Source organism: Pseudomonas sp. NY15356 (genome assembly GCF_048068175.1).
Taxonomy (GTDB): Bacteria; Pseudomonadota; Gammaproteobacteria; order Pseudomonadales; family Pseudomonadaceae; genus Aquipseudomonas; species Aquipseudomonas putida_K.
Genome location: NZ_JBLUPW010000002.1, coordinates 119839 through 133130 on the forward strand (window position 1 = coordinate 119839; position 13292 = coordinate 133130).

Consider the following 13292-nt stretch of genomic DNA (forward strand, 5'->3'; position numbering starts at 1 on the left):
ACCGGGGTGCGCCCCTTTCTCAGGATGGATTGCAAATGGATATGGGACACAACGCAAAGGTTTTCCGCCCGCAGAGCCAGACCCTGGCCCTTGAACCGAGAATCCTGTTCGATGGCGCCGCCGCGAGCGCCGCGGCTGACCAGCATCACCAGGATACAGGCGACGCCGCACAGGCCGACGCTCATCCGTCCACCCCGGACCAACGCACAGCCGCAGGCCCAACATCGACGGTGCCGAAAACCCTGGTGGTACTCGACAGCCGCGTGGAAAATCGCGAGCAACTGACCGCCGGACTCGGCGCGGACACCCTCACCCTGGTGGTCGATGCAGGCCAGGATGCCCTGGCGGCCATCAGCGCCGCCCTCGCCCAGATGGGCACGGTCGATTCGATCCAAGTGTTCTCCCACGGCGCTGCCGGGCAGTTCACCTTGGGCAACCAGACCTTCACCGCCGCCAACCTCGACCAGTTCGGTAGCACCTTGGGCCAGTGGCAGGCCGAGCTCAGCGCCGGAGCCGATATCCAGCTCTATGGCTGTGACATCGGTGCCGGGGCGGCCGGCCAGGCACTGGTGGACCGCCTGGCGCGCTGGACCGGCGCCGACGTGGGCGCCTCCAGCAACGCCACCGGCAGCCGCGCCGCAGGTGGCGACTGGGCGCTGGAGGTACGCAACGGCGTGATCGACCAGGGCATCGCCCTTTCGGCCACCAGCCTGGAACGGTTCCAAGGCCTGCTGGCCAATGCCGCGCCAACCACCAGCATCAGCATGCCCAGCAACGACGTGCTGATCGGCAACACCTTCACCTTCGAGGTGGACCTGCGCAACGGTGCAAGCCAGGTCGGCTATGCCCCGTACATCGACCTGTTCCTGCCCACCACCGGCAAGGACGGCGACGACGGTATCAGCTTCGTCGGCGCCTCCTACCTGGGCCAGACCCTGACCAGCTACGTGGTCACCTTCGACGCCGCTGGCAACGCCACCCACCCGCTGGCCAAAGGGGCTGACGGCAAGCCGTTGGTGGTCACCGCCGCCAGTGTGGGCATGCGCCCGGGCGATCAGTTCGTGGTGCTGCAGGTGCCCTATGCCAGTGTTTCCCAGGACCAGCCGGACATCACCGTGCAGGTCACCGCGCGCCTGAGCAACCTGGCCGACACCAGCAACACCAATGGCAGCCCGGCCCTGACCATCAATACCCGTGCCGGTTTCGAATACGGCAACGACTCGCTGAACAACCCCACCGTCGACCCGAGCCTGGTGGAAGCCAGCCTGCACGCGCTGGTGGTCAACCCCACCCTGGTGGAACTGACCCAGAACCTGGACATGACCGAAGGCGAAACCGCCACCGGCCCGAACTTCACCCACAACCAGACCGTCACCGTCACCCCGGCGAGCGGGCAGACCCTGCACAACGTAGTGGTCACCCAGAACGTGCCGGACCAAGTCCAGGTCACGGCCATCACCCCCGGCGCGGGGGGCACCCTCACCTCCGTCACCCTGCGCAATGGCACGGTGCTGACCAACCCTGCGCTGATCGCCGCGGCGATCAACAGTGACAGCGTGTTCATCACCGCCTACAGCATCACCTATGACAGCCTCAGTGCCCCCGCCACCTCCCGGGTGACGTTCTATGTGCCAGAGGTGGGCGGCGCGGGCAACGCCGTGCTCGACCCCAACACCGGTGACCCGGTGACCATCGCCTTCGGTACCCCCACTGCCACTGGCGAATGGACACCCCTGGACCCACGCGACCTCAACCCACCGGCCACCGAGGTGGATTTCAGCACCACCGGCGACGGTACCGGCGCGCAGTTCGTCGCCAAGTCCATCACCCTGCAGAAGCAGGCCGTGCTGCAGACCGACCTCGGCAGCACCGGCCTGAGCCCAGGCGATACCCTGCGCTACGTGCTCAACGTGGCGCTGTCGGACTATTTCGCCTTCGGCAGCAATATCCTGCAGAACGGTCAGTTCCGTATCGTCGATACCCTGGCCGACGGCCAAACCATCAGCGGGCCGCTGACCATGACCGTGAGCCAGGACGGAGCCAGCGGCACGATCCAGCTGGTCTATACGCAAACCCCGAACGCCGATGGCACCACCACCCTGGTGATCGACATGGCCGAGTCGCTGCGCCGGGCATCGGGCACGCTCGGCGCCCTGTTCGGCGACCTGGCCTTCGACGACACCCGCACGTCAGCCACCCTGGCAGTGATCAGCTACAACGCGGTGATCAGCCAGGCCTATGTCAGCAACTACCCACCGCACAAAGACATCAACGAAGGCGACAGCGTCGGCAACAATGCCACCCTGAGCGCTACCGTGCTGCTCGATGCCGTGAACCTGGGGACAGGCATCCAGACCGACGGCTCCAGCACCGTCAGCACCGTGCCGACCAGCCAGGTCGACATCGACATCCTCAAAGTGAACAACGGCGCGCCTCCGACCAGCGGCGAGATCCGCCCCGGCGACCTGATAACGTTCCAACTCTCCTATGACCTGGTCACCGGCGACTACGAAAACTTCCAGCTCACCGCCTACCTGCCCTTGCCGCTACTCGACGTCAGTGGCGTGACATGGACTGTCGGCAACGGTGTCGGCCAATGGAGCTTCGGCCCTGGCGAGAGCGACCCGTCGCGGGCGGTCACTGTGTCCAGCGGGCCCGGCAACTCGGTAGTGTTCGACTTCGGCCAGTACAGCGTCAACCAGGCCGCCGGTGGGCGCATCGAGCTCACCTTCACCCTGCGCGTAGGCGACCAGCCCTTCGCCGACCAGCGCTCGCTGGACGTGCTGGCGCAGTCCAGCCAGACCACCACGATCAACAAAGACCCGTTGCTGAGCTCGGACGTGGCCGTGGTGGTGTCAGTCGCGGAACCGGTGCTGGACATCCGCCACGGTGTGGTCTCCAGCAGCAACGGCAGCGTCACCGGCACCACCGGCAGCTGGGCCCAGCCCGGCACTGGCGGGCGCCCGTTCACCGGTAGCGTCACCGAGCTGTCCGCAATCAACGGCGATGTCTCGGGCATCGATGGCGGCGACAGGCTGCGCCTGGCCACGGCCATCGAGAACAGCGGCGGCGGTGGCGCCTATGACGTAGTGACCAGCAAGACCTTCGCCGGCGGCAGCTTGGACAACGGCGACTCCAGCGCCGGTCACACCACCGGCAGCAACCTGGTGGTCGGCGAAAGCATGCTCTATGACATCATCGTGCGTCTGCCGGAAGGCACCACACGCAACCTCAGCATCGACGACCTGATCCCGCCAGGCATGCGCCTGGATACCACCTTCAACAACAACCTGGGCTACCTGCAGATCCTCACGGCATTGGGCAGCGGCGGCAGCCTGAGCCAGGACTTCGCTGGCAGCGTAGTCATCAGCGCAGTCGGCGGCGTCGGGGGCACATTGGGTAGCGATGGGGTCGACGCGCACTTTACCTTCAGTGTTTCGGCCACCAGCGCCGACAACAACACCGGCAACAATGCCTTCGTGATCCGTGTGCGCCTGGTCGCCAGCAACGTCAGCGGCAACCAAGCCAACCGCTCGCTGCAGAACAGCGCCACCCTGCGTTACCAGGACATCGACGGCAACACCCCCAACGGCACGGTCGCGCTCGATCGCCAGGTAAACCTCAGCGGCGGCGCGCCCACGGTCACCCTGCGCGAGCCGACCTTGCAGATCATCCAGAACATCGACACCACCCCCGATTTCGGCGGCTTCGACCAAGGCGACATCATCGATTTCACCCTCACCCTGCGCAACGGCACGGCCTCGAGCGACTTCGATGCCTTCGACATCAGCCTGCTGGACAACCTGCCCAGCCAGCTCGACGGCGTGACCATCACCGGCGTGGTCTACCAAGGAGCCACCAACAATGGTGGCGTGGACTTTGTCATCCAGGGTGGCCAGCTGCGCACGGCCACGGGTGCCAATATCGACATCGCCAAGGGCGGCAGCATCGTCCTGCACCTGCGCGGCACGGTGAATGCGACCGCCGCCGGCCTGGCCGCCTTCACCAACAACGCCCAGGTTCGCTGGACCAGCCTGGACGGCAACCACACCGGTGAACGCACCGGCGCCGACGGCGTGCTCAACGGCGGTACGCTGAACGACTACCGGCTCGACTCCGCCCTGGTATTCCCGGTCACCAACGGGGTCCGTATCTCCCACGTCGGCGGCCTGCCCGATACGCCCCCACCCCGGGATGCATCCGGCAACGTCGATACCGCCGGCATCAGCGAGAACGTTGCCGTGGGCGAAGTGATCCGCTACCGCGTGTCGGTACTGGTACCGGTGGGCGACAACCCCAACTACCAGATTCGCATCGAACTGGGTGCGGGCTTGTCGTTCATCCCTGCCGACCTCAACAACATCCTCATCGCCATGGTGTCCAACACCTTCAACGGTCTGTCCACCGATGCCGACCTGATCAAGGGCGGCACCCTGTGGATGCCCGGCGACCAGGACAGCGCGGTGTCCCAACCGATCAATGCCGACCTCAGCGGGGTCAGGCCCAACGGCGTGTTCGACGGCAACGCCAGCAACCTCAGTATCGTCACCAATGCCAACGGCAGCCAGACGGTCACCTTCAACCTGGGGAACGTGCGCAACAGCGAAACCTCCGACACCAATGCCGAAGGCGTGATCCTCGAGTTCAACGTGCGCGTCACCAACGTGGCGAGCAACCAGAGCGGTGCTTCACTGGGCGTGCAGGCGTTCGAGCATGTCGGCCTGCCGGGCCAGGATGTAGACCGGGGCAAGAGCGAACAGCTCTTCGAGCGAGTGGTGGAACCGAGCTTCACCGGCCTGGACAAACACGTCATCGACATCCTGCCGGGCACCGGCAGCACCACTGCCACGGTGTCGGTGGGCTTCACCCAGAACGGCGACATCCCCGCCTACAACGTCCACTTGCAGGACCAGTTCCCCAATGGCAGCAACTACCAGGTGCAAAGCATCCTGGTCAACGGCAGCGCACTGGACCTGGCGAACCTGCCCGCCGGGGTAAGGGTCACCTCCAGCGGCGCTCTGTCGGTGGACTTCGACCGCCTGGCGGTGGGCGACCGGGTGCAGGTGGTCTACCGCGTCACCGTGCCCAATGCCGTGGTGCCGGACAACGCCGCCAGTGCCGCAGTGCTCACCTGGAGCAGCCTGCCGACCAGCTTCGAGACCGGTGGCTGGGGCGGCTCGCGCCCCGGCACCGGCGGCACCGCTGATGGCGAACGTACCGGGCAGGACGGCACGAGCGGGCTGAACAACTACATCCTCAGCGAAGGCGCCGGCCTCGGCGTCGTGCAGGGCACGCTGTGGAACGACACAAACTCGGCGACCAGCAGCACCACGCCCGATGGCCCGGGCCTGGCCGGGCAGCGTGTACAGGTCACCTGGGCCGGCGCTGACGGGGTGTTCGGCAACGCCGATGACCGCGTGTTCTCCACCCAGACCGACAGCAACGGGCGCTACCAGTTCGCCCTGCTGCCGGCAGGCAACTACCTGGTGGCCGTGCCCCAGTCGCTGCAGCTGTCGGCCAGCAATCGCTTCGCGGTGCGCATCGATACCGACACCGGCACCAGTGTCAGCGGCCTGGGCAATGTCAGCGTAACACTGGCCGAGGGCGGAACCGGCACCGCCAACGCCGGCTACGTGCACCTGAACGAAGCACCGGTCAACACCCTCCCCGGCCAACGCGGCCAGGAAGACACTGTATTGCACCTGAACGGCCTGGCCGTCAGCGACTCGGACGCTGGCAGCGGGGTGATATCCGTCACCTTGACCGTGCGCCACGGCGTGCTCTGGCAAAGCGCCACGCCGCCCGCGCCCGGCGCCACCCCACCCGCGGGGGCCAGCGGCACCCTGACCTTGACCGGCACCCTGTCGCAGCTCAACGCCCTGCTCTCGCAGCTCTACTACAAGGGTAACCAGGACTTCAACACCGCCAGCACCAGCGAAACCCTGACCATGGTCACCAACGACCGGGGCAATTTCGGTGATGCCAACCACGACGGCATCCCCGGGCAGAACCCGCAGGATGCGCTGAGCGACACCGATACCGTGCAGCTGATCGTCGACCCGGTCAACGATACCCCGGTGGCCCGGCCTGACAGTGCCATCGCCGTCGAAGCCGGTGGCACCCGCAACCAGACCCCGGGCAGCGACCCCAGCGGCAATGTGCTGGCCAACGACAGCGATGTCGATATCGCCACCAATGGCGATGCCATCCGGGTGATCCGCGCCGGGCTGCAAGGCGGCACGCAGCTGGGCGTACCGGTCAACGGTACGGTGGAGATCGTCGGCCTGTACGGGAAACTGGTCATTTCCTCGGCCGGCGGCAGCACCTATATCGTCGACAACGACGACCCTGCGGTGCAGGCACTGCGCCTGTCCGGCAACACCCTGCAAGAGGTCTTCACCTACACCATCAGCGACCTGGCCGGCGCCACCAGTGCCTCGACGCTCACCGTCACCATCCAGGGGGCCAACGACACCCCGGTGGCCGTGAACGACGACGGCCAGGCGCTCGAGGCTGGCGGCGTCAACAACGGCACGCCCGGCAGCAATGCCGTCGGCAACGTGCTGAGCAACGACACCGACGTGGACCAGAACGGCGAGACCAAGACCGTCACTGGGGTGCGCAACCTGCGCGAGAGCGCCTCCGGCGCCATCGTGCCGGTCACCAACGCGCCGGTGGTGATCAACGGCACCTACGGCACCCTGACCATCAGCGCCAACGGCGCCTACACCTATGTGGTGGACAACAGCAACACCGCCGTGCAGCGCCTTGGCGCCAACGACCAGTTGATCGAGTACTTCACCTACCGGGTGACCGATGCCGGCAACCTCAGCGACCTGGCCGAACTGCGCATCACCATCAAGGGCGCCTATGACAACCCAGTGGCCAGTGACGACCGCGCCGTGGCCCAGGCGGCCGCGACCAACACCCCGGGCGAAGAAAGCAACCCCGTCGGCAACGTGATCCTCTTCCCCAGCCGCGGGGGCGGCCTTAACCAACCCGGCGGCAACGGCGTCGACCTCGACGTCGATCGCGCCGACCGCCCCAGCACGCGCCTGAACGTCACCGGCATCAGCTCGGCGACCGAGCTCTCCAACCCTGGCATGACCTCGGTCCCGGCCGGCAGCAACGCCGGCAATGGCCGGGTGATCGACGCCATCTACGCCGAGCAGAATGGTGTGCAGGTCATCGACCCGGCCGCCTTCGGCACCCTGACCATCGGTGCCAACGGGTCGTTCGTCTTCGACGTCAACAGTGCCAACGCGACCATCCAAGGCCTGGCCGCCGGGCAGACCGTGCAGGTGATCTATACCTACGAAATCACCGACACCGAAGGCCTTACCGACCGCGCCCAGCTGGTCATCACCATCCATGGCGTCAACGACCCACCCGTGGCCCAGATCGTGGTTGGCCGTGCGGTCGAGCAAGGTGGCGTGAACAACCAGCTGCCGGGCATCAACCCCAGCGGCGACGTGACCCGCACCTCCCACGACCCGGACGGCGACCCGATCACCGTGTCCGCCATCGGCACCGGCACGACCACCACCACGTCCGTCAACGGCAGTACCACGCTGACCGGCCAGTACGGCACCCTGACCATCAACCCCGATGGCACCTATACCTATGTGCTGGACAACAGCAACCCCACCGTCCAAGGCCTGCGCACCGATGCCGACCGGTTGATCGATACCTTCAGCTACGAAGTCACCGACGGCAAGGGCGGCTTCTCCGACCCTGCGTTCCTGTTCATCCTCATCGAAGGCCAGAACGACAACCCGGTGGCTGCCGACGACGGTACCACGGCGATCGAGGCCGGTGGCGTGGGCAACAACCAGCCAGGGCGCGACCCGACCGGTAACGTGCTGACCAACGACCGTGACGTCGACTCGGTGCTCAACGAGGAGACCAAGACCGTCAACGCCGTACGTACCGGGGCCGAGAACGCCAGCGGCAGCACCGGCAGCCTCGGCACCGAGCTGCGCGGCACCTATGGCTGGCTGACCCTCAATGCCGACGGCACCTACCGCTACCGCCTGGACAACGACAACGCCGCGGTGCAGGCGCTGCGCACCAGCGGCAATACCTTGGTCGATACCTTCACCTATACCGTGATCGACACTGCCGGCGCCACCGACCAGGCCGCCCTGCGCATCACCATCACCGGTGCCAACGATACCCCGGTGGCCCGCCCCGATAATGCGACGGCCGTGGAGGCAGGCGGCGTGGCCAACACCACGCCCGGGCGCAATGCCACCGGCAATGTCCTGGGCAATGACAGTGATGTCGACAGCCGCGACCTGATGGGCGTGATCGGGGTTCACCAGGGCCTGGCCACCGGCAAGGTGGGCAGCGCCTTCACGGCCGCCTACGGCACCCTGACCCTGCGCGCCGATGGCAGCTTCACCTACGTGGTGGATGACAGCAACCCGCTGGTGCAGGCCCTGCGAACCTCCGGCGAAACCCTGCAGGAGCGCTTCGTCTACACCGTTCGCGACCTTGCCGGCGCCACCACCACATCGATCCTGACCATCACCATCCAAGGCCGCAATGACAACCCCGTGGCAAGCGACGACCAGGCCACAGCCATCGAACGCGGCGGTACTGCCAACGGTACCTCGGGGCTGGACCCCAGCGGCAACGTGCTGGCCAACGACACCGACGTGGACGCCGGCGACAGCAAGCAGGTAGACGGCATCCGTACCGGCAGCGAGGCTGCTGGCGGTACGTTCGTCACGGTCAGCGGCAACCAGGTGGTCAATGGCGTGTACGGCGTGCTGACCATCGACGCCAATGGCCGCTACAGCTACCGGGTGAACAACAACGACGCCCGGGTCCAGGCGCTCAAGGCCGGGCAGACGCTGGTCGAGACGTTCACCTACCGGATGCACGACACCGCCGGGGCCAGCGATATCGCCCAGCTCACCATCACCCTGCAGGGGGCCTACGACGCCCCCGTGGCCAACGACGACCTTGCCCTGGCCCTGGCGGCCAAGCCCAACATCAACAACGGTTTCGACCCCAGCGGCAACGTGCTGGGCAATGACACCGACGTGGATGCCGGCGACAGCAAGCGCGTCAGCGGTATCCGTACCGGCCAGGAGTCGGCCGGCGGCACGCTGACCGGAGTCAACGCCGGCACCGACAACAGCAACGGCACCCTCATCGATGGACGCTACGGGCAACTGATCATCGGTGCCGATGGCACCTTCACCTATCGCGTCGACAACAGCAACCCGGCGGTCCTGGCCCTGGGCCTGCTGGAAACCCTCAGCGACTACTTCACCTATGAAGTGCGCGACGCAGGCGGCCTGGTCGACCAGGCGCAGATCCACATCGTGGTCTTCGCCCGCAACTCGCCGCCGGACGCCAACCCGGACACTGCCGAGGCTGTCGAGGCCGGCGGCCTGAACAACACAACCCCGGGGGTGGACCCCAGCGGCAACGTGCTGGGCAACGACCGCGATGCCGAAGGCGATGCGATGACGGTGGTGGAAGTCCGTACCGGCACCGACCCGAGCGGCGCGCCCGACGGCGTGCCGGGGCAACCGCTCAAAGGCCAGTACGGCACGCTGGTGCTCGATGCCGATGGCACCTGGCACTACCAGCTGGACAACGACAACCCAGCCGTGCAGGCCCTGCGTACCGCCTCCCAGACCTTGACCGACGAGTTCACCTACGTGGTCCAGGACCGCTGGACCTCGACTGGCAGCACGCAACTGGTGATCGTCATCCGTGGCGCCAACGACACGCCCGTCGCCCAGGATGACACGGCCATCGCCGTCGAAGCGGGCGGTGTGAGCAACACCCGCCCCGGCGTCGACCCGACCGGCAACGTGCTGGCCAACGATACCGACGTGGACAGCCTGGCCAATGGCGAAACCCGCCAGGTGCTCACCGTCACCAGCGAAACCGGGCAATCGGCGGCCGCAGGCATTCTCCTGCAGGGGCGCTACGGCACCCTTCGGCTCAACGCCGACGGCAGCTACCGCTACGAAGTGAACAATGCCGACCCGCGCGTGCAGGCCTTGCGCAGCGCCGGCGAAACCCTGCGCGAGGTGTTCACCTACCAGATGCGCGATGCTGCCGGGGCGACCTCCACCGCTCAATTGAACGTGACCGTCCAGGGCGCGGACGACAACCCGGTGGCCCGCGACGACAGCAATGTCGCCAGCGACCAGGTCCAGGCACCGCAAAGCAGCGGCAATGTGCTGCCCAACGACAGCGATGTCGACGGCGGCGATCGCCTCACCGTGGTGGGCGTGCGCACCGGCGCCGAACAAGCGGGCGGCACCCAGGGCAGCGTCGGCCAGGTGCTGGCCGGCCGCTACGGTTTCCTGACCCTCAACGCCGATGGCAGCTACACCTACACCATCGACCAGAGCAACCCCGAGGTGCTCGCCGCGGCGGGGCTCGGCCAGGTGCTGCAGGATGTATTCACCTACACCATCGCCGACCTCGCCGGGGCCACCGACCAGGCGCAGTTGACCATCAACCTGGACATCGCCTCGCCCTATATCCCACCAGGGCCCTACCTGGATCGCGATGCCGGGCGCAACGCCTTCGCCGAACCACCTCTGGATTTTGAACCGGCGCTGTACGTGGAGCCGGAGATCCGCCGTATCGACATTGCCCGCCAGCAGATCATTCGGGGCGCCAACGGCGATGCCGCCAGCCTGTTCGCCGCGCCCGAGATCCGCGCCAGGATCGCCCCCGACCTGGACCTGGTACCCGGACAGTTCGTCGCCCAGGCGGTGGCCGAGAGCCGCCAGAGGAGCGAACTCGACACCCTGTGGGTGCAGGGCCGCAACGGCGTCACCGGCCTGAGCGCCGACGGCCTGCTCAGCGACCCGTCGCTGTGGGCGCCGCTGCCTGCGGACATGGTGCCTGCCGCCGACCGCCCACAGACCGCCCCCGGTCTGCGCGCCCAGTTGCAGGACGCCGCACAACGCCGAGGGCCGCGCCCATGAACAACCTGAAAAGACCACGCGTAAATCAAGGACCGTATATGCCTGGACACCGTGTCACAGCCTTGAGTGCAATCATCGCCGCCAGCCTCCTGATGGGCGCCTGCTCGGCCCTGAAGGAGGCCGAGCCCTACGACGAACAGGAGATGCGCCAGCGCGTCATCGACGACCAGGCGCGCATGTACCGTGAACAGGAGCCGGTCACCACGCCCATCACCTTCTACGAAGCTGCCGCCAGGGCGTTGAAGTACAACCTCGATTACCGCCTCAAGCTGCTGGAAAGCGCGCTGGCCTCCGACCTGCGGGATGTCACCGCCCACGAGATGCTCCCGCGCCTGGTGGCCTCGGCCGGCTACGCCGGGCGCAACAATGACTCCGGCGGCACCTCCATCGGCATCCAGGACCGCCAGGTCAGCTTGCGCCCCTCTACCTCCGAGGAGCGTTACCGCACCATCGACAGCCTGGGGCTGAGCTGGAGCCTGCTCGACTTCGGCGTAGCCTACTACCGCACCCAGCAGAAGGCCGACCAGATCCTCATGGCCGAAGAGCGCCGCGAGCGCGTGGCGCAGAACGTCCTGCAGGATGTGCGCAACGCCTATTGGCGTGCCCTTGGCGCCCAACGCCTGCTGCCAGAGGTCGATAGCCTGCTGATGCGCACCCACCGCGCCCTGACCGCCGCGCGTGAGGCCGAGACCAAGGGCTTGCTGCCGCGCCAGGACATCCTCGCCTACCAACGCGCCCTGCTCGACTCGGTGTACATGCTCACCGTGCGCCGCCAGGACCTGGAGTTCGCCCGCGCCGAGCTGGCGGCCTTGATGTCGTTGCCGCCCAACTCCCGCATGGAACTGGCTGACAACCTTGAAGCACCGCTGCCGCAGGTGACCCAGAACGTCGATGCGCTGGAACAGCTGTCCTTGCGCAACCGCCCGGAGATCATGGAGGAGTGGTACCGCAAGCGCGTCGACCAGAACGACCTGAAGATCGCCAAGGCCCAGCTCTGGCCCAACGTCAGCGTCAACTACAGCTACACCTACGACTCCAACAAGTACCTGTACAACAACCACTGGAACGACACCGGCCTGCAGGTGTCGGTGAACCTGCTGCGTCTGCTGCAGTACCCGGCTCTCAAGACCGCCGAGCAGAGCCAGGCCAAGACCGACGACATGCGCCGTACCGCCCTGTCCATGGCGATCCTCACCCAGGTACGGGTGGGCCTGTTGCGCTACCAGCTGGCCAGCCAGGAAGTACAGTTCGCCGACGACAGCCTGCGCGTGGACAAGAGCCTGCTCGACTACGCACAAAAAGCCCGTAGCGCGGCCTTGGGCACCGAGCTCGAGCTGATCCGCGCCGAAGGCCGCTACCTGCTCTCGCGCTACCAGCGCGAGGCCGCCTACTCCGACGCGCAGGCGGCCTGGGGCCGGCTGTACAACTCGGTAGGCTTCGCCGTGCTGCCCGACAAGGTCCAGGACCACGACGTCAAGACCCTGGCCCAGGAGATCCAGCGCACCCTGGAACAACAGACCAGCAGCCACCTGCTCACCGCCAGCAACCAAGGAAGCGCCAATGTCGCCAAGCCCTAAGTCCCTGTCATGGTCCCTGCTGTCGCTGTGCCTGGCCTGCGCGCCATTGGCCTTGGCCAGCGAAGCGGCCGAGGACGATGCCAACGCCATCCGCGTCCTGCTGGCGTCCGACCTGGAGACCACGTTGTCCAGCCAGATGAACGGCACCCTGGGCGCGCTCGATGCCAGCCTCGGCCAACAGGTCGCCAAGCACGCCACCCTGGCCAAGCTGCAATGCGTGGAGGTACAAGCCCGGGCCAAGGTGGCCGGTGCCGAGCTGAACATGGCGCGGCAGAACCTCGAGGCCAAGCGCAACCTGCGCAAGCTCGACGCCGCCGGCGACCTGGAGGTGGCCATGGCCAACACCGAAGTGAGCAAGGCCGAAGGCGCCCTCACGCTGGCCAAAGCCCAGGCCGGCTACTGCCAGGTGCAGGCACCGTTCGGCGGGCGGGTGGTCAAGGTCTACGTCAAGCCCTACCAGACCGTGCAGGCCGGCGCGCCGCTGTTCGACCTGGTCAGCGACAGTGCGCTCAAGGTTCGCCTGAACGTGCCCTCCACCCTGCTCCCCCGGCTCAAGCCGGACATGCCCCTGGTGGTGCAGATCCACGAAACCGGCAAACACTACCCGGCGAAAGTCAGCGCGATCAACGCCCGGGTCGATGCCGTGGCGCAAACCGTGGAGCTGGAGGCCCGCCTGGACGCCGCCTACCCGGAGCTGATCGCGGGCATGAGTGGCGTTGCACGCTTCCCCGATGCGCACGAGTAAGCG

The 13292-nt window shown here is 66.8% G+C and carries 3 protein-coding genes; all 3 read left to right on the forward strand.

Annotated elements, in window-relative coordinates:
• Positions 1–35: 35 nt before the first annotated feature.
• The 3 genes from ACNFCI_RS03210 to ACNFCI_RS03220 are packed head-to-tail and all read left to right on the forward strand — an operon-like array spanning position 36 to position 13289.
• The gene (locus tag ACNFCI_RS03210) at positions 36–10967 is read left to right on the forward strand and encodes a VCBS domain-containing protein (RefSeq protein ID WP_416767401.1); all 10932 of its coding nucleotides are present in this window, start codon (positions 36–38) and stop codon (positions 10965–10967) included.
• Between the two features lie 38 nt (positions 10968–11005).
• Positions 11006–12544, forward strand: coding sequence for a TolC family protein (locus tag ACNFCI_RS03215; RefSeq protein WP_324812897.1), 1539 nt, complete (start codon positions 11006–11008; stop codon positions 12542–12544).
• Positions 12528–13289, forward strand: a complete 762-nt coding sequence (locus ACNFCI_RS03220) for an efflux RND transporter periplasmic adaptor subunit (protein ID WP_368829319.1) — start codon at positions 12528–12530, stop codon at positions 13287–13289. Before ACNFCI_RS03215 ends, ACNFCI_RS03220 begins: the two co-directional genes overlap by 17 nt.
• The last annotated feature ends 3 nt before the right edge of the window (positions 13290–13292 follow it).